The sequence below is a fragment of the Francisella sp. SYW-9 genome, from assembly GCF_008711465.1.
GTDB lineage: Bacteria > Pseudomonadota > Gammaproteobacteria > Francisellales > Francisellaceae > Francisella.
Genome location: NZ_VXKQ01000033.1, coordinates 32,288 through 54,016, shown reverse-complemented (window position 1 = coordinate 54,016; position 21,729 = coordinate 32,288). Strand labels below are relative to the sequence as shown.

Here is a 21,729-nt window from a genome sequence, read left to right as displayed (position 1 = left end):
TAGAAATATGGGGCTTTTTCATTTATAGGGTATGGTTTTTTTATTCTTTACTTGGAATTTAACGGTATTCCTAGAGATCATTTTCATTTATTTTTGAAGGAGAGTGAATGGAGGTTTAACCACAGTGACTCTAAAAAGCAGCTAAAGCTAATTAGACATTGGGTTAGAGAGAGTTTAAAATAAACTTATCTAGGACGACAGCCCCAAAAGTAATTTATGAAATGCCCATTAGGGCTCGTGAATAATACTTTTAAATTGAGGGGTTCTATTTAGGAAGGTACAGAATTTTTGCAACCATAGCTATAAATTTTGGTATGTCTAGCTTACAGATGAACGATCGACTCTTAAATCGGCAATTATAGATTCTACAAACATTTGTAAATAACTCTTTTTAAACCTCTGTTTTACAATAGTTACAGTTATACTTTAACCCCCATTTTTTCATTAACCCCTAAATTATAATTTGGAGGTTAATTTAAATAGTTAGTTGAAGACCCTCAATCAGTGATATATTTTATGTCGATTAATAACTTTTTTCTTTAAGATAAACATTAACTTTTTCTAGAAGTTTTAGGATATAAGTTTCACTAGTTAACTTTTTTACTGTCAATAACAGATGCTCTTTGATTTTTATAAGCATTTGATCAGTGCTGTTAGCACTATGAAGTATTTCATCAACTCCTGTTGTAAATTCTGTAATATATTTTGATCTAGAAGAATAGCCATCAAATTCTTTTATAAAGTTATTACGGTCTTTATATAGTGTATTTATATTATGTATATTATTTATCAAAGATATAGATCTAGAATCTTTAGCAATAGCAAGTTCGTAAAAATAATTAAAGAAATCTCGCACTTTTAATTCAAAAGTACCATTATACTCAGGTTTTTGATCAGGATATAATAAGTTCTTTGATAAAAATTTATGTTTAATTGCTCCATATTTATTTGAGTAATGATCATCATATTTTGGCTTATTAAATCCATCAGGGTATGATAGTTTTGATATAAGTTTATTTTGGTTGTTATATTCAGCTATTGATTTTTGATGAGGGTTAACTAGCTGAATATAATAATTATTATCTTCTCTTTTATAACAGTCTATAATTGAGTATGCATGACAAGGAACAATTCCATTTTTCCAACCTCCATAAATACGACTTAAGTAGGTATTTAACTTACTAAGATTTAAATCATTTTTAGTAGCAGCAGATATAAAATGACCTGTAGATAGGAGTTTTTGTATATAAGTTACTATATATTTTTCTACTCGATAAAAATCCCAATTAATAGAAAAATTATCATCAAATTTTGCAATCTTAGCATACAAGCTTTCTTTATTCGTATTTTGACGACTTAAAGATTTATCTGCAAACTCACTAATATTACTTGGTAATATATGAGTTGAATTTATGTATTTTTTGAAAGTATCAATAATAGGAGCCTTTCTTTTTGCTAATTTGATAATATTATTTAATAAAGTTTTTTCATCTATATCTTCAATCTTTAACGCATTGTTCTTAAAAGCAAAATAATTTTCTAATGAACTATTAAGTGGTGATAAATATTCCAGTAAAGAATTATCTTCTAAGTTACCCAAAACTTCTTTAAAATTAGACAAAGTTTTTAATATTTCTCTAAATAATGTGTCTACTTTCCATTGAGGTATTTTACTTTTACCAATCAATTGATTATCAACAATATTTTTAAAAGTATTAATAGCACGTATCTGATCTTCTATTATTTTCTGAGATATAGGATTATCAATAAAAAATGCTTTTAATATGGAATAACTCACACCTCTTTCTATAAGCCAATCAAAAGTTAATTCTCGAGAATTTCCTAATATAGCATAATAAACTTCTATACTGCATCCACCATTTAAAAAAGCAAGCTGATACCTTCTTGTTTAAAAGTCTCTCGACAATGTGCTGCATATGCTTTTATAAAAAGATTTGCCCATAGAGCATGATTATTAAAATTATATCCAGAAATTTTCATATTCCCCTTTAAGATAGTAGGTTCCAAAGAGTAAATAACGGTATCGTAATCAGTGTTAAAAATGTCATTAATATATTTTTTTGTGTGAAATTTAACATATATACGATTATCTTTATATCGCATATTTAAGAGTAAATGAAAAGGGTTTTTATTTATAATAGAAATAAGACTCGAATCTATAAAACATTCTCCTAGATATTTTTGATGAATATCAGACATATATATATAATTCCCCTGAGGGAAAATATGTTCGAAATCCACTCTTTCAAAATAACTCCCAAAATAAAGATAAGATCGAAGTATCTTAGGACATGTTATCCATCCATCAAATTTCATTTTATCAATCTCTGTTGGATAATTGGATATTCCTTCAAGATCTCTATCATTTAAGGTGATAAGTTTATTATTGTCGCTATGATTATTTATTTCATCATCAGATAATAGGCCATTATGAGGGATCATTTTTTATCCTTATAAGCTTGTTTTATATCCTTTTGAACGTTCTTCCTTGGCAAGAATAATTTCTGAATAAAATAAGAAAGATATGAATTTCGAGGCATTACCATGTAAATCACCTATTATAAAGGTGGCTTCTTTAGCATTTAATTTCTCATTAATCGAAATATAATCATCTGTATAATACAGTTGATTTAAATTGGTATTAAGTTGAATAACTTGAGCTTCTCTCATGCTTAATTTTAAGAATCAAATATTATTTAGGGTTTTAATTAGTAATTAATTATATGTATTTCAAAGAGGACATGTATCGTAGAAAGTACGTATTTATTAGGTTCTGTGCGCAAAAATAATTTCTTCTAATTGTGTTATAACTAACAGATAAATATGCTCTTGCTACACCTGTTAATTGGGATAGAAAAGATAAATGTATCATAGCTCCGGATGTTTCAAATGAAGAAGCCGAAGTTATTTTTAAAAATGGATTTTTATATCTTAATCGTAGAGATATTTATACCATAATATAAATAATGTGAATTTTAGATTGAATATTATAGAGAAGTTATTTGGGCTATGGTGCGTATATATAAATGATATTAGTACTGTAATGAGAGTAAATACGAGAATCTTTAATAATACTTGTCAAATGGAAGGGTTATCACTTGTTGAGTGTGAACAGGCTATGGATTTAAGAAAATATTCAAAAATCTAGATTAGATAAAACTTATCCCTTTAATTATCATAGAATAACCTCAGTCGTATATCTGAATATTTTATGAACCACATAAAAAAATTATATAACATTTTCTAAGACAATTAGTATAAAAAATACGAAAATAGTATTGAACTATTTTTAGTGATTAAGGCTAAATATAAAGGTTTTCATTAGGATTATGTCGAACAACAACATTATTATACATTACAAATGATGGTTGTTGTTTTTTACTATCTTGTTTACTAATATTCTTAGCTTCTATCTGAAGATTACTAACTTGTTTTTGAAGAAATTTAATAAGTGAGTCTATTGATTTGGGAGAGTTAATGTTAGGATTGCTTATTGAATATATTGGTATGCTTAAAATTAAAGTTGTTAAGATGATTTTAAAAACTTTGTTCATTTTAGTCATGATCTACAACAGTGAATTTATATATTGTAGTATTACTCTTTTAAGAGCTTAACGCAAGTAAATAAAATAAAGAAGAAATATAAGACCAATATATGTTAATGGAAAAGCAGCTCTTGAAAAGATATCTACATTTTTAGCTAATGATTGCTTATTTGTTTTGACAAGCCAATAGACTATCAAACTTTCTAATACTGTAGAAAAAAGTATAGAAAATGATAGCAGTAAGAAGCCATCTGTAAATGTAAGATAATCAATATCAGGCATTTCACCCTCAACTAAAAACTGATAAGCAATCACAGAAAGTATGCCAATAAAAGAAATGTTTAGTCTATCAGATAAAGCTTTCGTATCCATCCAAAAGACTGCCCACATTGCTAGCACTAGTAGAGATAAAGGAACTAATACTTTTAGTAAAATATTTACAGGTTTTCTTTCTAGTGAAATATTAAAATCAAGCATGGATACTTTACTTGGCTTACCATAGTACTGTTTGACAGGAGTACTACTTTCGAGATCAAAATTTATAAGTTGCCATTCTGCGATATTAACATTTGGATGATCTTTAATATAATCTTTAACTGTAATTTTATAATCAGGATCTACTTTTAGCTGTACTTCATTAGCATTGTAGCCAAAAGGAATAATATGAGCATTAAGTTTTTGTTTATCAAAAGGAAACTTCCTAAGTTGCATAGGTGTTTCTAAAGCAAGTGTTCTTTGTTCTGTATAAACTACATCACCATTTGGATAGACTCTTAGCTGTCTTGATTTAATTTGGGGGCTTCCTATCTCATTTATTATTGATATTTGAGGTCGCCATCCTTCAAAGATTTCATCGTACTGAAAATTGCCTTGATAATTTTTATATTCTTCTCCATCTTTTTTTGAATCAAACGCTAGTCTTGAATCATGCCACTTAAACTTAAATATAGCATCAATCTGAATTTGTTCATTTACCTCATCAAGATTTTGAATATCTGTAATAAATGCTGTCACATATACAATAGTTGGTTTTTTAGGTGGTGTACTACCGTAACAATAGGAATTTATAGAGATTATTAGTAACAAAAAAAATATTGGAAGCTTAATTAGTTTTAGCATGTGGATTTTTTATTTTAGAGCCTATTGATAATCTTATTATACTTAATTTATTCTTTTAGATCTAATGTATAAAAAATTAATAGTTATAAGATACATTAAGATAAGAATATATTTGAAATAAAAGATAAACTAAATTTTAACTTCTATTTTAGAAGACTATAAATTGGACAATATTTGTAATTGCTATGATAAATGGTTTCATAATATAGAATAATAAGTTTGAGCCATTAAATGGAATAATTATTAAAGCAAGTAAAATAAAAAAACCATATCTTTGTATACTGTTGTATTTAAATGCTAGTGATGGCGATAAAAAAGCTGTTACAATTTTACTTCCATCTAATGGTGGAATAGGTATTAGATTTAAAATCATTAGTACGATGTTTATCATAATGCCGTAAAAAGCCATACCTTGTATATAGGGGTGTAAAGTTATATACTTTGCTACTACAGCCCATAAAATAGCCATTATAAAGTTAGCTAAAGGTCCGGCTAAAGCAACTAGAGCCATATCTAATCTAGGTTTCTTTAAGTTACTGTAATCTACAGGTACAGGTTTTGCCCAGCCAAATATGAAGGGAAATCCCGCGGCTATTGATGACAATAACATTATTCCTGGCAATAATAGAGTTCCAATAGGATCTATATGTGAAACTGGATTTAACGTTACTCTGCCAAGGTTATATGCGGTATTATCACCGCGCAACTTTGCTATAAGTCCATGAGCAGCCTCATGCATTGTTATAGCAAATATTAATGGAATACCTGCCATTAATATAGTTATTAAAATATGATTTATATCCATGTTTTTAAGATCAATTAAATATGCTGTACATGATTATATTAGTTATAAAAGCCAATATGAAGAACTAATGTCATATTTATGTTTAATAAATTTTCTAAATTATGCTTATATTAGTATTAAATTAATTAAAATGTAAAAAATATTATTATTAGATTAATTTATTATTGATTATAAGTAAATTTTGTGGAAGAATAATTATTAGTTCCTTATTTTTAAATTAAATTTTGATTATAAGAGAATGAAATATTATTTCAAATTAAATAATATGATTAAGTAGTATGACTGATAATACATAGTATTCGATAATTAACGATCAGTTTTAAATATTAATTTTTACTTAATGTTTGCTATATAAAACTTGTCGTTAGTAAATAAAAAAGAATACATTTTTTTGTTGGGGGGAGTCATTTGCTTTTAAATTATAAATTAAAGGAGGCTCAATTTTATGGCAAATCAATATTCAGGAAACTTTGAACAGATAGTTGAAGATAAATTTAAGTGCTCAGCACGAGAGATGCTATTAAAGTGTCAAAGAGAAGGACTAAGCTATCAAGATGCTGAAAAAGTTCTAGGCTTTAAACATGTAACAATTAGAAAATGGGCAAAACGATTTGATATTAAATTACCGCCTAGATTTAGATTGAATGAAGATAGTGCTGATCTTAATAGAGAAGTAGCATATGTTAATGAATGTAAGTCTGAAAATCTTACAAAAACTAACATATTTAGCCGTTGTTGGATAAATGTAAATCTTTATTCTACTATAAAAGCTAAATCTTGATTGACACTTATATTTGAGTTATTTTCTTTAAAGTTAAAATCTATTTTTTCCCCTGGTGTAAGAACAATAATAGTTGACCCATAATTAAACCAACCAATAGTATCACCTTTTTTAAATTTAATATCATAATCATTACTACCATAGTTCCAAGTTTGGATATTTCTATAGTAGTTGGGAGCAACTTTGCCATGCCATACAGTTTCGATACCAGCAACTAAAAGAGCGCCGACAAAGATTACAGCTACTTCACCAATTTGTGTATCAAAATAACAAACTAATCGTTCATTTTTAGCAAATAAATTGTCTATTCTACTAGTGGTTAATTTATTAACAGAATAAAGCTTACCTGGGATATAAACCATCTTTGTTAATTTACCATCGATAGGCATATGAACTCTATGATAATCTTTGGGTGATAAGTAAATGGTTGCAAACTTTGTAAATGTTGTACTAGAACTATTTGCTATTAATGATTCAAGTGTAAAAGATTTTCCTTTTGCTTGAATAAGAGTATCATTTTCAATATTTCCAAACTCGCTCAAAACACCGTCAGCAGGAGATGTAATAATAGTACGCTCTGTGTTTAGAGGTCTTACTCCGTCTTTTAGCTCTCTTGTAAAGAAGTCATTAAATGATGAGTAATTATCAAGATTAGTTTCTTTTGCTTCATCAGTATTTATTTTAAACTTCTTTATAGCTAGATTAATCAAGTAGTTCTTTATAGCCCTATTCTTTGATTCAGCAAGCCTACTCACTAATCGTGAAGTTAGACCATGCGGCAATAAATATTGTAAAAATATAAATAAATTATCTTTCATTAGGTATACTCATGTTTATTACTAAAAGCTTTCTTATATAATAGTATATCACTGTGTTATAATATTTAGCTAACTTAATCATTCAAATCATATGAATTTAAAATAATGAAAAATATATCTAAAATACTTGTAATGTTAGGCTTTGCTTTTCTATTGCAAGACTGCTCAACAAATAGCGTTGATAATGATTTTTCATATGAAAATCTATCAGAAACTGTGAGTGGTGCACCATTTAGAAATAGAAAATATGATTATGCAAGAGCTCAGGTTAAAGAAGAACAACCTTTAAAAATTCCAACAGGCTTAAATGGAAATGCTATAAAACCAGCACTTAAGCTTCCAGAAGGAAATAATAATTACGCTAAATCACAAGTAAGTGAAGCACAGAAAGAAATGTTGCCTGCTAACTATTCTGACAAATTTAATATGTCTAAGATTATTGATGATCAAATCGCAGAAGTTTCTATAAGTGTTCTTTATGATAGTACTGGAGCGTTAAAACTGGTATTTAGAGAACCTATAGCTATAACTTTAAACTTACTTGAAGAGTATTTCAAAAAAAGACCAAAAGATTATAAACTGTTGTCAGTAAAAGATGAGATACTATCTGGTAATTTAATAAGAGTTAAGGATATTAAAAAGAATTTAATATTTGTTATAAAAGCTCGTAAAGTTGATGATTTATCTAGTTTAGTGAAAGTAGACACAGTATTTGCTGGAGATGGTAAAACATTAGCACCAGATCATATAAATCAAAGTGTTAAGTTATTGAGCCAGATACGTAAAGCTCTAAATAATGCTAAGCTTAAGAGTAATGCTAATATCAAGATAATTAAGCAGACAGAGGCTGAGCTAAATTCAGCAGCAGCAGATAAGAAATCTAATAAACAAGGTTTAGGTGGCATTTCAGGATCATTGAAAAAGGGAACTTTCTTTAGTTCTTATGATAGAACCATGGATAAAGCAAACTCTCAGCAGGAAAAACATCAAACAGATCAAGACTATACTCAATTAACAGCACCAGCAGATGGCACTGTTTATGATAGTGATACGCAAGCTCAAGTGCTAAATACATAGGCAATAAAATGTATGATATTTCAGTATTTATAGGGAGGTTTCAGCCTTTCCATAAAGGACATTTACACAATATTTTAGTGGCTCTTTCAAATAGTGATAAGATAATTATAAACGTTGGGAGTTCTTTCAATGCTCCTAACATTAAAAACCCTTTCTCATTTGATCAAAGAAAAATGATGATTGAGGAGGATCTAAAAATCTCAGGTATTGACTTGTCTAGAGTTATGATAGAGCCTCTTGCAGATTTTTTCTATGAAGAGCAAAAGTGGGAAGAAGCTTTACGTAGTAATGTTGCTAAACATACTAGAAGTGATCAAACAGTAGCTATTGTTGGACATATGAAAGATGATTCTAGCTATTACCTTGAAAGCTTTCCTGAATGGGGATTTATTACCGTTGATAATTATAAAAACTATAATGCGACTGATTTTAGGCTAGAATTCTATAAAGGTCTTATTAAGTCTGATTACATGTGTAGCGAAAATTCTAATATGGCTACATACAAGTTTCTTAATGATTTTATGAAAACACAAAAATATTATGATTTAGTACAAGAGAATAATTATGTCATAGAATATAAGAAATCATGGAGGTCTGCACCATATAAACCAATTCTAGTAACTGTAGATGCTTTAGTAATAGTAAATGATCATATACTTTTAGTACAGAGAAATGGTTTTCCAGGTAAAAATCTCTGGGCATTACCAGGAGGTTTCTTAGAGTATACAGAGACGGTATCGCAAGCAATTGTTAGAGAGTTGCTTGAAGAAACAAATATTGACCTAACAGTTGAGCAGTTAGCAATAGCAAAAAGATATGAGAAGGTTTTTGATTACCCATCTCGATCAGTTCGGGGTAGAACAATTAGCCATGTGGGATTATTTGTATTTGAGGAATGGCAAAAATTACCAGATATTAAAGCAGCAGATGATGCAAAAAATGCGAAATGGATTCCTATAAGGTCAATTCTTAATAGTATGTATGATAGAATGCTAGAAGATCACTATCAAATTATCACAGTTTTGCTAGAAAACTATTATAAAAATAAGAAGTAGGAGATTTTTATATTATGGATTTATCAGTTGTAATTTTAGCAGCAGGCAAGGGTTCTAGAATGAACTCAAATAAACCGAAGGTTTTACAAACACTTGCAGGTAAACCTCTTATCACCCATGTTGTCGAGTCTGTAGAAAAATTGAATCCCGATAATATCGTTGTTGTAACAGGACATTTAAAAGAGCAGGTTGAGAATGTTTTAGATGGTAGAGGTATAACATTTGTCTACCAAGAAGAGCAACTAGGGACTGGGCATGCTGTATTACAAACGCTACCACATTTAAAAAGTCAGAAAGTTTTAATTTTATACGGAGACGTTCCTTTAATATCAGCGGAAGTTCTAGATAATCTTGTATCTACGACTCATGACTATGACCTAGGTGTTTTAACTGCTTTTGTTGATAATCCTAAAGGTTTAGGAAGAATTGTAAGAGATAGATTTGGATCAGTATCAGAGATTGTTGAAGAAAAAGATGCAAATGATGTACAGCGTCAGATAAAAGAAATAAACACAGGTATTTATTGTGCTCATAAAAATCTCTTAGAAAAATGGTTACCTAATCTAGAAGCTAATAATGCTCAAAAAGAATATTATTTAACAGATATTGTTACATTTGCTAAGAATGATCGTTTATCTATAAATGTAACTCATCCAATTTATGAGTTTGAAATACTTGGTGTCAATGATAGACAGCAGCTTGCAGATCTTGAGAGAACTTGGCAAAGAACTATAGCTGATAGAATTATGGCTAAAGGTGTTAGTATTGCTGATCCAAATAGGTTTGATGTAAGAGGTCACTTAAATGTGGGTAAAGATTGCTGGCTTGATGTTAATGTAATTATTAAAGGTAATGTAAAGCTTGGTGATAATGTTGTTATTGGAGCGAACTGTATCTTAAAGGATTGTATTATAGAAGATAATGTTAAAATTAAGTCAAATAGTATGGTTGATGGTTCTATTGTAAGAAAGGGAGCTATTGTTGGTCCATTTGCTAGAGTTAGACCAGACTGTGATATAAAAGAAGAAGCTGTAATTGGGAATTTCGTTGAGACAAAGAAAACTGTTCTTGGTAAGGGCTCAAAAGCATCTCATTTAACTTATCTTGGTGATAGTGAAATTGGCTCGAATTGTAATATAGGTGCTGGGGTAATTACTTGTAACTATGATGGTGTAAATAAACACAAAACTATAATTGAAGACTATGCATTTATTGGTTCGGATTCTCAATTAGTTGCTCCTGTAAGTATAGGTCAAGGTGCTACTGTCGGAGCAGGATCTACAATAGCAAAAGATGTACCTGCTGATAATTTAGCAATATCACGAGCTAGGCAACGACATATTGATAGTTGGGAAAGACCTGTAAAGAAAACTGATAAGTAATATAGTTAATAGGATTTTATTATGTGTGGAATAGTTGGTGCAAATTCAACGAGAAATGTTACAAATATTTTAATTGAAGGTCTAAAAAAGCTTGAGTATAGAGGCTATGATTCAGCAGGTTTGGCGGTAATTGATAATCAGAAAAATATAGATATATGTAAGGAAGTTGGTAAAGTTATTGAGCTTGAAAAATCAGTAAGAGCTTTGCCTGAGTTTAAGGGGAATATAGGTATAGCACATACTAGATGGGCAACTCATGGTAAACCGTCAAAAGAAAATTCTCACCCTCATACATCAGAGAGTTTTTGTATAGTACATAATGGTGTTATAGAAAACTTTTCTGAACTTAAGAAATCATTAATAGCTGATAACTATGAGTTTAAGTCAGATACTGATACCGAGGTTGTTGCTCACTTATTAGATAGAGAGTGGAATACTCAAGAATCAGTTATAGAAAATATTAAGCGTATTATAGCCTTATTAAAAGGTGCTTATGCTTTAGCAATCATATCACAAAACTTTCCTGATAAGATTATAGCGGTGCGCTCTGGATCACCTTTAGTTATAGGTGTAGGTATTGATGAAAATTTTGTATCATCAGATGCTTTATCTTTATTACCAGTGACAAATAAGTTTTCTTATCTTGACGAAGGTGATATTGCGATAGTCTCTAAGGATGGTGTTGAAGTTTTTGATGCTCAAGGAATTTCAAAAAATCTTGAAGTTGAAGAGTATAATTATTCAACTTCTAGTGCATCAAAAGATGGTTATAAGCATTATATGCTTAAAGAGATATATGAGCAGCCTGAAGCTATTTCAAACACAATTTTAGCATCATTAAAAGATGATAATGAAATTAGCTTAGAGAATTTTGATAATAGAGCAAAAGAGTTATTCGAGAAAACTAGGCATATCTGTATAGTTGCATGTGGTACAAGTTATAATGCTGGTATGACAGCTAAATACTGGATAGAAAAGTATGCAAAGATACCTTGTAGTGTTGAGATTGCAAGTGAGCTTAGATATCGAGATAATGTTGTTGTAGATGGTTCTTTATTTGTGAGTATATCTCAGTCAGGTGAGACAGCGGATACTTTAGAATCTCTCAGAAAGAGTAAAAATCAAGGTTATGCTGGAAGTATGTGTATATGTAATGTACCCAATAGCTCATTAGTGAGAGAGTCTGATATTGCATTTATGACAAAAGCAGGCGTTGAGATAGGTGTCGCATCTACCAAAGCATTTACTACTCAGCTAATAGCTTTAGCAATCTTTACATTAGCAATGGCTAAGCTTAGAAAGAGTTTAACAGATATAGAGATTGCAAAATATACACAAGAGCTAAAAAATACTCGAGCTTTAGTTATGGGTGCTTTAAAGCTTGATCCTGAGATAGATGAAATAAGTGAGTACTTCTCAGATAAAGAGCATACAATATTTCTTGGAAGGGGATTGTATTTCCCTATAGCTGTCGAAGGAGCTTTAAAACTCAAAGAGATCTCTTATATACATGCAGAAGCTTATCCATCTGGAGAGTTAAAGCATGGTCCATTAGCATTAGTTGATAAAAATATGCCAATAGTAGCAGTAGTACCTAATGATGGCTTATTAGATAAAACTCTTTCAAATCTTCAAGAAGTTCATGCAAGAGGTGGTAAATTAATCCTCTTTGTTGATAAAGCAATTAAGGATAGAGTTAATTTTGATAATAGTATTGTACTGGAGTTAGATGGTGGTCATGATTTTAGTGCACCAATAGTATTTACAATACCTCTTCAGCTTCTTTCATATCATGTTGCAATAATTAAAGGCACAGATGTTGATCAACCTAGAAATTTAGCTAAATCTGTAACTGTTGAGTAGTACAAATAATTAAATACTTTAAAGAAAAAAGCTGCAATGAATAGCTATAGCTAAGTAAAGTATTGCTATAGAATTAAAAGTATTTTAATAGTAAGGAATATAGTTATTTCCTATATGAAATACATCTGGCTATCGCTAAGCTTTCTAATAGTAAGTTCAGCAACGGCAGCATATGATTCTAACAAGATATCAGGTTTTGTAATAAACTGGGGTAGTGGAGCGTCAATACTAAAAGAAAAACCTTATTCTACTTTAACTTCGGTTAGTAATATAGCTTTTGTAACAAATATAGGAGCTTCCTTATATTGGGGAGCTCCTGGTGGAGTAGCTTTGAGTATTGCTAAAGTCAAAGATTATATATTACAGAGCGGTAAGCCAGCAAATAAGTTTATGTTATCTTTTGGAGGATCTACAAATAGTAAAGGGTGGAAATATTTTAATCAAAGTAATGCTAATATTAAAACAATCGTTGATTCATTGTCAAATATTGTAAAGCAGACAGGAGTTGTAGGTATTGATGTAGATGTAGATGTTCCTAATTCTTCTCCAGTATTTAAATCAAATTTCCAGATATTTATATCAGATTTAAGTAATAATTTAAGAAAGCAAGGTAAACTAATATCTATTGATTTACCGCATACAGGAGCATGTGGTGCTTCGATTAATTCTAATAATAGAATGTGTTTATGGCTTAAAAACTCAAGTTGTTCATGGGGAACAGCAAGATGGTTTTTCTCTGGAAATTATCGCATTTCTCAATATATAGATTACTATAATGTTATGTCATATTCTTGGCCAAAAGTTGGTAGCAAGCAAGCACTTATTTATACAAAAAATTCTGTATTATCATATAACAAACTAGGTGTTCCATTTAGTAAGCTTAATATAGGTATTGAAGTCGGAGAAGCAGAAGATAAATCGAATATAGATGATAGGTTTATAAATGGTGTAATAGCATATGCTAATAAGAAGAATTTGAAAGGAATATTTGTATGGAACTATAATGTTGATTATGCCAACTCTGGGACATATTCAAATTTGAGGGAAGGAAGAAATACTACAGTCGTAAATGCATTATTAGCATCATAGTACTTAATTATAAAAGATAACTTAATTTGTGATACCTAGAAATGAGAAATTCTTTATGGAGGAGTTAGCTATTTGCAGAATAAAGTATCAAAACTTCATACTATATGATTTAATAATAAAATGTATAAAAAAGTTACAAAATCTATGGACTTTAATAAATCTTTATTTAGTGAAGATGTTTGTTTTAAAGTAATGAACAATGATGACTTTGATAAGTTATTTAGTGTGGCTAGTGATCCTGAAATTTGGGATCAGCATGATGATAAGCAAAGATATAAAAAGGAAGTGTTTAAGAAGTTTTTTGATAGTGGAATAAATAATCCTCAAAATTGTTATTTGATCTACTATAAAGATGAATTAGTCGGTTCTACAAGATATTATGAGTATGACTCTGTTACATCATCAATAAAGATAGGCTATACGTTTTATGCAAAAAAATATTGGGGAACTGAATTAAATAAGAAAGTCAAAAAGTTAATGCTTAGCTATGCCTTTAATTTTATTAAGACTGTATTTTTTGATATTTGGGTTGAGAATTTCCGTTCACAGAAAGCTGTAGAAAAGCTAGGAGCGAGTTTGTATAGGAAGGATAGTCTACATAATAGGTTAGTTTTTAAGCTAACAAAAGAAAAATGTTTGTTAGACCTTTAAATATATAAAGTAACAAACTTGCTATTTTAAAAGATTATTTTTAATGTAAACTTTTAATAATGCTATTATTAAAATAATTACTTATGCGACGTGATTTACAAAGTTGGCTATATGAATACTCATTGAGTCACAAAAATGCTATTAATCAGAAGATTCACACTATTTGTGTTCCAGCAATTACTTTTTCAATTATTGGAATACTATATTCGATAAGTCTTTGGCTAACATTGATTTTGATAGTTCTAGCATTATGTTTTTATTTCTCATTATCGTTTAGATATGCCTGGATTATGTTAGTAGCAAGTCTAGTAATGCTTGGTGTAGCTATTCTTATTCCAGATATTTTATTGATTTCTCTTCTTATATTTGTCATTGGTTGGGCTTTACAGTTCTATGGTCATCATTTAGAAGGTAAAAAACCATCGTTCTTAAAAGATATTCAATTTTTACTAATAGGCCCATTATGGGTTATACAAAAATTTGATAAAAGAATTATATAAAATCTTGGGCTATAAAAGGTATTTGCCTAATATAGTAAGTTATTTAATATATTTGAAATATAAAATGAATTTTTAAGAAAAATTTGAATAAGAAATTAATTAACTAAAAGCTCTTCTTTGAGCAATTCTAGCTCTTTTCACAGCAGCTCTTTTAGCAATTTTTCTTTTTTCAGTTGGCTTAACATAATGCTGTCTATCTCTAAGCTCTTGCTTGATTCCAGCTTTTTCGCAAGCACGCTTGAAGTTTCTTAAACTAATATCAAAAGGTTTACGCTCATCTACTCTAATACTTGGCATTATAGTACCTCGATATTTATAGCTTCAGGGCCTTTTCTACCTTCTTGAGTTTCAAAACTTACTTGTTGACCTTCAGCTAATGTTTCACCATCTAACTTTGATATATGTACAAATACATCTTTACCGCCATTTTCAGGAGTTATAAAACCAAATCCTTTTTGGTCATTGAAAAATTTTACTGTACCTTGTGATTTATTATCCATTTCTAATTCTCTTTAATTTTATTTGGTTAGTTCTCTATAGCCACTTAAGGCTATTAATTTATGTATGGACTATATGAAATGACAATTTATGTGATTAAGCAAAAACTGAAATTAATATAATGAAAATTAAACTCTTGAAAATTTTCTATCCTTACACTCCTAGTGTAGTACAAAAATATTATAAAAGATATAGCTAGATATAAAATAATAATACATAAACTATAAAGGCTATATTTAATCTAGTTTTTCTCTTTTAGATTTAAGTAGTTTGCTAGCGCTTTGCCATTGCTTAACTCGTGGTTCTAGACTTTGTATTTTGTTTTTAAATTCTTGCTCAAGATCGATATTGTATAGATTTGCAATTTCAAGGACACAAACTAATACATCAGTTAGTTCTGATTTGATCTTTTCATTATCAGAAGCTTCTTCATAGATTTCTTTTTGCATAATTTCATTAGCTAGTTCACCAACTTCTTCAGTTAGAGCGATAAAGCTAGCTAATCTTGGATGAGAAATATTTTTAAAAAGCTTTTCTATGGTTTGTTGAGCTTCTTTAATTTGCATGAGATTTTAGGAATTGGATTTTATACTACTATTTATTCTACAACACTTATATCCACAGATGGGCGTAAAGTTGAACAAACAGCTAAAGCTTCATGAACTGGATGGTTAGCAAATTTCTCAAAAGGAGCATCTGCACCTGCTTTAGTGTTTATGCATGGGATAGTTTGCTGCATTAAGTTGTAGTCAAATCTAGGCGCCCATTTGCGTGAACCAAGTCTAGCTGTAGTTGAACAGTTATCAACCATATGTGATACACCTTTAAAATGCATATACGGGTTTAGTGAATCTACAGCTTCGATAATAGATTCATTGACGATCTCAGAATATAAGTGTCCTTTTTCCACTAAGATATCGGTTTGAGCTATCATACAGGCAATATATATACCTGCTGTAATCGGATCAATAGGCGTCTCATGTTGATCACGCTCAGCTCTTACCTTTTTACCAACTTCCCATAGCTCTGTATTGTCAATTTTACCCATTGGTAGACGATTATGGCGAGCGTTGGCCCTAATAACTGAACGGATTTCATCACCACTTTCTACATCTTCATAACACTCAATTAAAATGTCATAAAGAGGCGTGTAAGCAGCGTTGTATGCATTTTCAAATTTTTGTCTGTCTTCAGCATTTAGGTTTTCATATACTTTTTTCATACCTTGAGTAGAGATGATTTTAGATATAGGACCTGTGATTGCTTCAGCAGTACGTCGGAAAGCTTCTTCTTTGTCCATTCCATCTTCTGTGAAATATTTGTATAAAGTTTCAATAATTCCATGAACCCCACCAAGCAATACGCCTCTTTCTCCAAAGATGTCAGAGCGATATTCCATTTCCATAGTTGTAGGGAATACAAATGGCGCACCACAAGCAATAGCCCAACCTAGAGCTTGCTCTGTTGCTTTACCATTAGCGTCTTGGTAAACACCAATACTACTATTGATACCTGCACCGTTTATTGTTTTACCTTGCTCATATAAACGACGAACAGAAGGCCCCATACCTTTAGGGCACATTGCGATAATATTTATATCATCTCTAATTTTATGATTAATACTTTGAACAAAGCCAATTAAGAAACCGTGTGAAAATCCTAAAGTAGCTCCTGGCTTAACAGCAGATATAATCTTGTCATAAAGTTTAGCTTGAGCTCCGTCTGATATCAATATTAAAGCCATATCTGATTCTTTAATAACATCAAACATTTCACCTAAAGTACCATTTTCTTTAGTAAAACCAACAGCTTCAGCTTCTTTTTCTGAGCTTGAGCCAGCACGTAAGCCAACTTTAACTTTGATGCCAGTTCCTTCCAAAGAATCACGTAAATTTTGCGCTTGGGCTGGACCTTGAGATCCCCAACCAATTACACCGATTTGTTTGATTCCTTCAAACGCTTGAGGTAGTTTTTCAAATAAATGACGACCACCAGCAACGATAGTTTCATTGTGCCCACCTAAGTTGTATTCTTTAACTTCAAAAATGTTACTTTGAATTTTCATAATATTTCTCCAATATTTGGCTCTTTTATCGTAAATCTAATTGTAAATGTATAGAAAGTATTGCTTGAAATAAAGTGAAAAAATTGCAATCATTTATTGCGGAAAATGCAATAAATAGATTTTATGATTGATAAAAGAGAACTAAATGCGTTTAAAGTATTAGCTGAAACACTACATTTTGGTAGGGCAAGTAAGAAATGTTTTATGACACCCTCAGCTCTAACCCGTCTTATTCAGCGTATTGAACAAGAAATGGATATACTACTTTTTGAAAGAGATAATAGAAATATTAGATTAACAGATGCTGGTAGGGTTTATTATCAATTTGCCAAGGAGATGTTGCAGAAGTATGAAGATTTAAACTGTATATTACATCCTAAAAAAGGACAAATAACGGGAGAAATTCGGTTATCTTGTACAGTAACAGCATCATATGCTGTCTTACCTAATATTATTAAGGAACTACACATTAATTACCCAGGTATTAAGATACAGTTAACTACTGGGTCAATAAAAAACTGTACGAGTCAACTTGAAGAGGATACTACAGACGTAATTGTAGGTATACTTTCAAAAGATATTCCTAATAACTATTGCGTTAAAGAAGTTTTAACTACAGAGATGGTTATGATTGCACCAACGATAAGAAAAGTTAAAAATTTAAAACAGGCTATTAGAAATATTCCATTTATTAGACCGTCACACCATATTGGTAGTAGTAATTTAGATGAATGGTTTCGCAAACAAAACTTAAAACCAGAAATATATAGTGATGTTGATGGGAATGAAGCAATTCTATCATTGGTGGCATCTGGTATAGGAATTTCAATATTACCAAAGGTAGTATTAAAACATAGCCATTTATCCGAATCTGTTAATATAATAGAGACAGTTGGATTACCAAATTTATCAGTAGGTGTGGTAATGAGAAAAGAGGCTCTAATTTCTCCTGTTAAGAAAATATTTTGGGAGCTGGTTGAGAAATTAAATATTATTGAAGCTTAAAACCAAAGCGCTAAATAATTTTATAAACATACTTTTTTAGCATCTATATATTCACAATATGATAGTTTATAATAACCAACTAGGTTATTGAAAAGTTTAGTATTGAAGTATGAGTGAAATAATTATAAAAACACCTGAAGAAATTGAGAAAATGCGTGTTGCTGGGAAATTAGCAGCAGAAGTTTTAGAGATGATTACTCCATATGTAAAAGAAGGTATCACAACAGGAGAGTTAGATAAGATATGTCATGATTATATTGTTAATGAGCAAGATGCATATCCAGCACCTCTTAACTACCATGGTTTCCCTAAATCAGTATGTACATCGATAAATCATGTTGTTTGTCATGGAATTCCTGCTGATAAAAAGCTAAAAAAAGGTGATATTTTAAACATTGATGTAACTGTTAAAAAAGATGGTTATCATGGTGATACAAGTAAGATGTTTATGATCGGTGAACCATCAGTAATGGCTAAAAAGCTAGTTGAAGTAACCCATGAGTGCTTATGGAAAGGTATAGAAGTAGTAAAGCCAGGTAATTATTTTGGTGATATTGGTGCGGTTATTGAAAAGCATGCTAAAAAATTCGGTTATTCAATAGTTGATGCTTTTTGTGGCCATGGTATAGGAGCTAGTTTCCATGAACCTCCTCATGTTATGCATCATGGTCAAGCCGGCACAGGAGAGGTGATCAAAGAAGGTATGATTTTCACAATTGAGCCAATGATAAATGTTGGTAAAAGAGCTGTATCAGTTTTAAAAGATGGCTGGACAGCTGTTACTAAAGATAGATCTCTTTCTGCTCAATGGGAGCATACTATTTTAGTGACAAAAGATGGTTGTGAAGTTTTAACTTTAAGAGAAGAAGAAAAAATATAAAATGTCACAAAAAGTAACGCAAAAACTTGTAAATCAAAAATGTGAATTATTAAAGTCACAGAATGAGGATATTACTGTTAATAAGGTGAGAAAGCTTATTGGTGGTAATATCTCAATCATTGATTTAGTAGAGAAGGTTACTTTATATAAACAAGATAAGAAAAAGGCTCTTATTGAAGCTCAAGTAGAAGAGGAGCCTTTACAAAATAAACCTTGTGATGAGTTATTGGCAATAATACAAAAGACACTAAAAGAATACTCCGTTGAAGAAAATCAGATAGCTACTAGCATACGTAGTAATTTGAAAAAATATATAGACCAGCAAGTGTCTGAAAAAACTAAAAAGCTGAAACAAAAGCACGTTGAAGTATCTAACAAAAATGATAGTTTAGAAATATCAAATCTAACTTTAAACAGACGCTATAATGAACTTCTTGAAAAATATAATGAGTTAAAAGAAGAGTCATATAGTTTAAAGCAAAATTATAATTCAAAATCTATGCGCTTTATTGAGAAAGAAGCTGTTGAAAAGACTCTTCTAGCATGGGAAGATTTTAAAGATATAAAAGAGCAGATCTCAAGTCTAGGAGCTTATGCAAAAATGGCAGTATATGACAAAAGAGGCTTTATCGCTATAAAATTCCCAGCGACAGATTTTCTAACTCAAGAATGTCGCTCTGGGATTAGTAGATATCTAAAAGCAAAAACAACTTTTGACTATACTATCCAAGCTTGGATTCTTTCTGGATTTACAGATATTATGAAAACATTAGATTTTCTGAGAAGGAATAAGTTCATTTTTTCAAAAGAGCTAGAAACAATAGCTTATCATCGTAAAAAAAATACTTAAAATTTAATTATTAATGTTTTATGCTTCTAGAGAAGTAGTAATCATTTCTAGAAGTTTAGGAGCATCAAATGGATCAAAGAAAAGTTCTATTAGCTTAGGTCCTTTTTTAGATAAAAAATCATTAAGATTAGCTAATTCAGAAAAATTTTTGCTTCGTAAAACATCATTAATACCTACAGATTCAGCAAATTTAATATAATCCCATTTAGTAATATCATTATATTTTGCATTAGGTCCATGTATACCTCTTTCAACAGTGTAACCATTATTATTAATAACAAAGATATTAATATTGAGATTATGTTCTGATATTGTTGAAAGTTCTTGGGCTGTTAAATTAAAAGATCCATCACCAATAAATAGCATAATTCTTGAATTTTTATTTGCCATTGCTGCTCCTAAAGCGGCGGGTAAAGTGTATCCAATAGAAGACCATTTAGGCTGAGCTATAAAAGTAGCATTTTTAGGCATTTGTTCAGGTATTAGTCCAAAAGCTGAACATCCTATCTCACCAATAACAATATCCTTATCTTTAAGTATATTTGTAGAAATAAAAGGCCAAAACTTATTTTGTGTAAGTTCACCACTAAATTCAGTATTTTTATTAGAACTAAATGAATACTTATTTTTGAATTCAGAAAATTGAAAGTCTAAGCTATTTAAATTTAGGAATAGTTTTTCTAAACATTTATCATAATCGATATTAATAGAAAAGAATTGTTTTTCTATTTGGTAGTTAACTCTATTAAATATAATTATTTCTTTCTCATTTATATAGTTGTTGATAGAAAAACCACCTAAAATAAGATCACTATTTAAAACACCAATAGATATTATACAGTCTGAGTTTTTAACAATTTCGCATGTGGTAGAGTCTGAAAAATTTCCAGCAAATATTCCACAAAAAAGAGGGTGGTCTTCGTCAAGAATACTTTTGCTTGCAAATGTTGAGACAAAAGGAACATTATTTTTTTCTATAAAGCTTTTAATAATATCCTCATTTCCTTTAATATCATTACCTAAAATTAGTAATGGTCTACTAGAAGAAGAAATTTTTTTAATAGAAGTATCAACAAAGTTTTGTTCAAGATTACCAAGTAAGTGTATATCTTCGATACTTTCAGAAATATCTATATCAAAAAGATTGATTGGAATATTAATATAGGCAGGTTTTTTCTGCTTAATCATAGTGCTAATGACACGATTTATTTCTTGGATAAAATTATGCTTTGTAACAGAAGATGATGCACAAGTAATTGTTTCAAATACTCTATTGAATCTTGGAGATGTATAGTCACCAAGGCTATGGTGTACAGGTAATTGAGCTTCAATTAAAGTATCATTGGGACAACCTGCAATCAGCAGTACAGGCACATTCTCCGCATAGCTTCCAGCAATTGCGTTTACTAAGCTAAGCTCTCCTGGACCTGAAGTGACCATTACCATTCCATAGCCTTTTGATCTTGCATAAGCATCAGCAGCATATCCAGCATTTAGCTCATTACAAGTTGTGCATAGTGTTATATCAAGATCTTTTTCATAGTAGTCAAGACCATTCATGACATAATCTCCTGGTACGCCAAAAACAGTATCGATGTTTAACTTTTTAGTAATTTTAACTAAAAGATCACCTAATTTCATATTACAACCTCCGGATTAATTTATTAATTCAATATAATGATACAATGTATTGCATTATGGTGCAATACATATGCAGCAGCAGAA

24 protein-coding genes and 2 pseudogenes are annotated in these 21,729 nt (G+C 30.2%); 14 read left to right on the top strand and 12 right to left on the bottom strand.

What is annotated here, in order from left to right:
- Nucleotides 1-54: 54 nt before the first annotated feature.
- A pseudogene (locus F3D62_RS11845) lies at nucleotides 55-183 on the top strand (IS1595 family transposase); the annotation flags it as partial.
- Between the two features lie 340 nt (nucleotides 184-523).
- On the opposite strand, the gene F3D62_RS11840 reads toward F3D62_RS11845, so the two are convergent.
- The 3 genes from F3D62_RS11840 to F3D62_RS11830 all read right to left on the bottom strand — a co-directional run bounded on the left by F3D62_RS11840 (nucleotide 524) and on the right by F3D62_RS11830 (nucleotide 2,691).
- Nucleotides 524-1,798 carry a hypothetical protein gene (locus F3D62_RS11840; RefSeq protein ID WP_150468458.1) on the bottom strand — a complete coding sequence of 425 codons (1,275 nt, stop codon included), beginning with the start codon at nucleotides 1,796-1,798 and terminating at the stop codon, nucleotides 524-526.
- 83 nt (nucleotides 1,799-1,881) lie between these two features.
- Nucleotides 1,882-2,463, bottom strand: a complete 582-nt coding sequence (locus tag F3D62_RS11835) for a hypothetical protein (RefSeq protein ID WP_150468457.1) — start codon at nucleotides 2,461-2,463, stop codon at nucleotides 1,882-1,884.
- 9 nt (nucleotides 2,464-2,472) lie between these two features.
- Complete coding sequence (locus tag F3D62_RS11830; protein ID WP_150468456.1) at nucleotides 2,473-2,691, bottom strand: hypothetical protein; 219 nt, start codon at nucleotides 2,689-2,691, stop codon at nucleotides 2,473-2,475.
- A 152-nt stretch (nucleotides 2,692-2,843) separates the two neighbouring features.
- Here F3D62_RS11830 and F3D62_RS13270 point away from each other — a divergent pair.
- Nucleotides 2,844-2,984: pseudogene (locus tag F3D62_RS13270) on the top strand (hypothetical protein); the annotation flags it as partial.
- A gap of 5 nt (nucleotides 2,985-2,989) precedes the next feature.
- The gene (locus F3D62_RS11820) at nucleotides 2,990-3,169 is read left to right on the top strand and encodes a hypothetical protein (protein WP_150468455.1); all 180 of its coding nucleotides are present in this window, start codon (nucleotides 2,990-2,992) and stop codon (nucleotides 3,167-3,169) included.
- Nucleotides 3,170-3,323: 154 nt separating this feature from the next.
- On the opposite strand, the gene F3D62_RS11815 is transcribed toward F3D62_RS11820, so the two are convergent.
- The 3 genes from F3D62_RS11815 to F3D62_RS11805 form a co-directional block, all read right to left on the bottom strand.
- The gene (locus F3D62_RS11815; protein WP_150468454.1) at nucleotides 3,324-3,575 is read right to left on the bottom strand and encodes a hypothetical protein; all 252 of its coding nucleotides are present in this window, start codon (nucleotides 3,573-3,575) and stop codon (nucleotides 3,324-3,326) included.
- A 57-nt stretch (nucleotides 3,576-3,632) separates the two neighbouring features.
- Nucleotides 3,633-4,685 (bottom strand): ligand-gated ion channel, encoded by a 1,053-nt coding sequence (locus F3D62_RS11810; protein ID WP_150468453.1) that lies wholly within the window; start codon nucleotides 4,683-4,685, stop codon nucleotides 3,633-3,635.
- A gap of 148 nt (nucleotides 4,686-4,833) precedes the next feature.
- Nucleotides 4,834-5,490 (bottom strand): site-2 protease family protein, encoded by a 657-nt coding sequence (locus tag F3D62_RS11805; protein WP_150468452.1) that lies wholly within the window; start codon nucleotides 5,488-5,490, stop codon nucleotides 4,834-4,836.
- A 445-nt stretch (nucleotides 5,491-5,935) separates the two neighbouring features.
- Between F3D62_RS11805 and F3D62_RS11800 the strand changes: the two genes are divergently transcribed.
- On the top strand, nucleotides 5,936-6,271 hold the full coding sequence (locus F3D62_RS11800) for a hypothetical protein (protein WP_150468451.1): 336 nt from the start codon (nucleotides 5,936-5,938) through the stop codon (nucleotides 6,269-6,271).
- Here F3D62_RS11800 and asd read toward each other — a convergent pair.
- On the bottom strand, nucleotides 6,244-7,089 hold the full coding sequence (gene asd, locus F3D62_RS11795; protein ID WP_150468450.1) for an archaetidylserine decarboxylase: 846 nt from the start codon (nucleotides 7,087-7,089) through the stop codon (nucleotides 6,244-6,246). The two genes, F3D62_RS11800 and asd, sit on opposite strands and share 28 nt — an antisense overlap.
- 105 nt (nucleotides 7,090-7,194) lie before the next feature.
- Here asd and F3D62_RS11790 point away from each other — a divergent pair, with 105 nt between their 5' ends.
- The 7 genes from F3D62_RS11790 (at nucleotide 7,195) to F3D62_RS11760 (ending at nucleotide 14,706) form a co-directional block, all read left to right on the top strand.
- Nucleotides 7,195-8,166, top strand: a complete 972-nt coding sequence (locus F3D62_RS11790) for a hypothetical protein (RefSeq protein WP_150468449.1) — start codon at nucleotides 7,195-7,197, stop codon at nucleotides 8,164-8,166.
- Nucleotides 8,167-8,174: 8 nt separating this feature from the next.
- Nucleotides 8,175-9,221 carry a bifunctional nicotinamide-nucleotide adenylyltransferase/Nudix hydroxylase gene (locus F3D62_RS11785; protein ID WP_150468448.1) on the top strand — a complete coding sequence of 349 codons (1,047 nt, stop codon included), beginning with the start codon at nucleotides 8,175-8,177 and terminating at the stop codon, nucleotides 9,219-9,221.
- Nucleotides 9,222-9,235: 14 nt separating this feature from the next.
- The gene (gene glmU / locus F3D62_RS11780; RefSeq protein ID WP_150468447.1) at nucleotides 9,236-10,603 is read left to right on the top strand and encodes a bifunctional UDP-N-acetylglucosamine diphosphorylase/glucosamine-1-phosphate N-acetyltransferase GlmU; all 1,368 of its coding nucleotides are present in this window, start codon (nucleotides 9,236-9,238) and stop codon (nucleotides 10,601-10,603) included.
- A 21-nt stretch (nucleotides 10,604-10,624) separates the two neighbouring features.
- Nucleotides 10,625-12,466, top strand: a complete 1,842-nt coding sequence (gene glmS / locus F3D62_RS11775; protein WP_150468446.1) for a glutamine--fructose-6-phosphate transaminase (isomerizing) — start codon at nucleotides 10,625-10,627, stop codon at nucleotides 12,464-12,466.
- A gap of 114 nt (nucleotides 12,467-12,580) precedes the next feature.
- Complete coding sequence (locus F3D62_RS11770) at nucleotides 12,581-13,555, top strand: glycoside hydrolase family 18 protein (protein ID WP_150468445.1); 975 nt, start codon at nucleotides 12,581-12,583, stop codon at nucleotides 13,553-13,555.
- A gap of 144 nt (nucleotides 13,556-13,699) precedes the next feature.
- A complete protein-coding gene (locus F3D62_RS11765) occupies nucleotides 13,700-14,206 on the top strand; it encodes a GNAT family N-acetyltransferase (protein ID WP_150468461.1) in 507 nt (168 codons plus the stop codon).
- 83 nt (nucleotides 14,207-14,289) lie between these two features.
- The gene (locus F3D62_RS11760; RefSeq protein WP_150468444.1) at nucleotides 14,290-14,706 is read left to right on the top strand and encodes a DUF962 domain-containing protein; all 417 of its coding nucleotides are present in this window, start codon (nucleotides 14,290-14,292) and stop codon (nucleotides 14,704-14,706) included.
- A 99-nt stretch (nucleotides 14,707-14,805) separates the two neighbouring features.
- On the opposite strand, the gene rpsU is transcribed toward F3D62_RS11760, so the two are convergent.
- The 4 genes from rpsU to F3D62_RS11740 all read right to left on the bottom strand — a co-directional run bounded on the left by rpsU (nucleotide 14,806) and on the right by F3D62_RS11740 (nucleotide 17,269).
- Nucleotides 14,806-15,003, bottom strand: a complete 198-nt coding sequence (gene rpsU, locus F3D62_RS11755) for a 30S ribosomal protein S21 (RefSeq protein WP_150468443.1) — start codon at nucleotides 15,001-15,003, stop codon at nucleotides 14,806-14,808.
- The gene (locus F3D62_RS11750) at nucleotides 15,003-15,206 is read right to left on the bottom strand and encodes a cold-shock protein (RefSeq protein ID WP_150468442.1); all 204 of its coding nucleotides are present in this window, start codon (nucleotides 15,204-15,206) and stop codon (nucleotides 15,003-15,005) included. The genes rpsU and F3D62_RS11750 overlap by 1 nt, the downstream gene beginning before the upstream one ends.
- Before the next feature lie 234 nt (nucleotides 15,207-15,440).
- Nucleotides 15,441-15,770, bottom strand: coding sequence for a MazG nucleotide pyrophosphohydrolase domain-containing protein (locus F3D62_RS11745; protein WP_150468441.1), 330 nt, complete (start codon nucleotides 15,768-15,770; stop codon nucleotides 15,441-15,443).
- Nucleotides 15,771-15,802: 32 nt separating this feature from the next.
- Entirely contained in the window at nucleotides 15,803-17,269 is a 1,467-nt protein-coding gene (locus F3D62_RS11740) for a ketol-acid reductoisomerase (protein ID WP_191092612.1), read from the bottom strand.
- 123 nt (nucleotides 17,270-17,392) lie between these two features.
- On the opposite strand from F3D62_RS11740, the gene ilvY reads away from it, so the two are divergent.
- The 3 genes from ilvY to F3D62_RS11725 all read left to right on the top strand — a co-directional run bounded on the left by ilvY (nucleotide 17,393) and on the right by F3D62_RS11725 (nucleotide 20,004).
- A complete protein-coding gene (ilvY, locus tag F3D62_RS11735) occupies nucleotides 17,393-18,274 on the top strand; it encodes an HTH-type transcriptional activator IlvY (protein ID WP_150468439.1) in 882 nt (293 codons plus the stop codon).
- A gap of 109 nt (nucleotides 18,275-18,383) precedes the next feature.
- Nucleotides 18,384-19,154, top strand: a complete 771-nt coding sequence (gene map, locus F3D62_RS11730; protein WP_150468438.1) for a type I methionyl aminopeptidase — start codon at nucleotides 18,384-18,386, stop codon at nucleotides 19,152-19,154.
- A 1-nt stretch (nucleotide 19,155) separates the two neighbouring features.
- Nucleotides 19,156-20,004 (top strand): hypothetical protein, encoded by an 849-nt coding sequence (locus F3D62_RS11725; protein WP_150468437.1) that lies wholly within the window; start codon nucleotides 19,156-19,158, stop codon nucleotides 20,002-20,004.
- Between the two features lie 18 nt (nucleotides 20,005-20,022).
- On the opposite strand, the gene F3D62_RS11720 is transcribed toward F3D62_RS11725, so the two are convergent.
- On the bottom strand, nucleotides 20,023-21,645 hold the full coding sequence (locus F3D62_RS11720) for a thiamine pyrophosphate-binding protein (protein WP_150468436.1): 1,623 nt from the start codon (nucleotides 21,643-21,645) through the stop codon (nucleotides 20,023-20,025).
- Nucleotides 21,646-21,729: the final 84 nt, after the last annotated feature.

Bases quoted from the DNA above. Each gene is read 5' to 3' on its own strand.
- asd (WP_150468450.1), bottom strand. From the start codon at position 7,089: ATGAAAGATAATTTATTTATATTTTTACAATATTTATTGCCGCATGGT.
- F3D62_RS11790 (WP_150468449.1), top strand. From the start codon at position 7,195: ATGAAAAATATATCTAAAATACTTGTAATGTTAGGCTTTGCTTTTCTA.
- map (WP_150468438.1), top strand. From the start codon at position 18,384: ATGAGTGAAATAATTATAAAAACACCTGAAGAAATTGAGAAAATGCGT.
- glmS (WP_150468446.1), top strand. From the start codon at position 10,625: ATGTGTGGAATAGTTGGTGCAAATTCAACGAGAAATGTTACAAATATT.
- F3D62_RS11810 (WP_150468453.1), bottom strand. From the start codon at position 4,685: ATGCTAAAACTAATTAAGCTTCCAATATTTTTTTTGTTACTAATAATC.
- rpsU (WP_150468443.1), bottom strand. From the start codon at position 15,003: ATGCCAAGTATTAGAGTAGATGAGCGTAAACCTTTTGATATTAGTTTA.
- F3D62_RS11725 (WP_150468437.1), top strand. From the start codon at position 19,156: ATGTCACAAAAAGTAACGCAAAAACTTGTAAATCAAAAATGTGAATTA.
- F3D62_RS11770 (WP_150468445.1), top strand. From the start codon at position 12,581: ATGAAATACATCTGGCTATCGCTAAGCTTTCTAATAGTAAGTTCAGCA.
- F3D62_RS11835 (WP_150468457.1), bottom strand. From the start codon at position 2,463: ATGATCCCTCATAATGGCCTATTATCTGATGATGAAATAAATAATCAT.
- F3D62_RS11745 (WP_150468441.1), bottom strand. From the start codon at position 15,770: ATGCAAATTAAAGAAGCTCAACAAACCATAGAAAAGCTTTTTAAAAAT.
- ilvY (WP_150468439.1), top strand. From the start codon at position 17,393: ATGATTGATAAAAGAGAACTAAATGCGTTTAAAGTATTAGCTGAAACA.
- F3D62_RS11720 (WP_150468436.1), bottom strand. From the start codon at position 21,645: ATGAAATTAGGTGATCTTTTAGTTAAAATTACTAAAAAGTTAAACATC.
- F3D62_RS11805 (WP_150468452.1), bottom strand. From the start codon at position 5,490: ATGGATATAAATCATATTTTAATAACTATATTAATGGCAGGTATTCCA.
- F3D62_RS11800 (WP_150468451.1), top strand. From the start codon at position 5,936: ATGGCAAATCAATATTCAGGAAACTTTGAACAGATAGTTGAAGATAAA.
- F3D62_RS11815 (WP_150468454.1), bottom strand. From the start codon at position 3,575: ATGAACAAAGTTTTTAAAATCATCTTAACAACTTTAATTTTAAGCATA.
- F3D62_RS11760 (WP_150468444.1), top strand. From the start codon at position 14,290: ATGCGACGTGATTTACAAAGTTGGCTATATGAATACTCATTGAGTCAC.
- F3D62_RS11740 (WP_191092612.1), bottom strand. From the start codon at position 17,269: ATGAAAATTCAAAGTAACATTTTTGAAGTTAAAGAATACAACTTAGGT.
- F3D62_RS11785 (WP_150468448.1), top strand. From the start codon at position 8,175: ATGTATGATATTTCAGTATTTATAGGGAGGTTTCAGCCTTTCCATAAA.
- F3D62_RS11750 (WP_150468442.1), bottom strand. From the start codon at position 15,206: ATGGATAATAAATCACAAGGTACAGTAAAATTTTTCAATGACCAAAAA.
- glmU (WP_150468447.1), top strand. From the start codon at position 9,236: ATGGATTTATCAGTTGTAATTTTAGCAGCAGGCAAGGGTTCTAGAATG.
- F3D62_RS11830 (WP_150468456.1), bottom strand. From the start codon at position 2,691: ATGAGAGAAGCTCAAGTTATTCAACTTAATACCAATTTAAATCAACTG.
- F3D62_RS11765 (WP_150468461.1), top strand. From the start codon at position 13,700: ATGGACTTTAATAAATCTTTATTTAGTGAAGATGTTTGTTTTAAAGTA.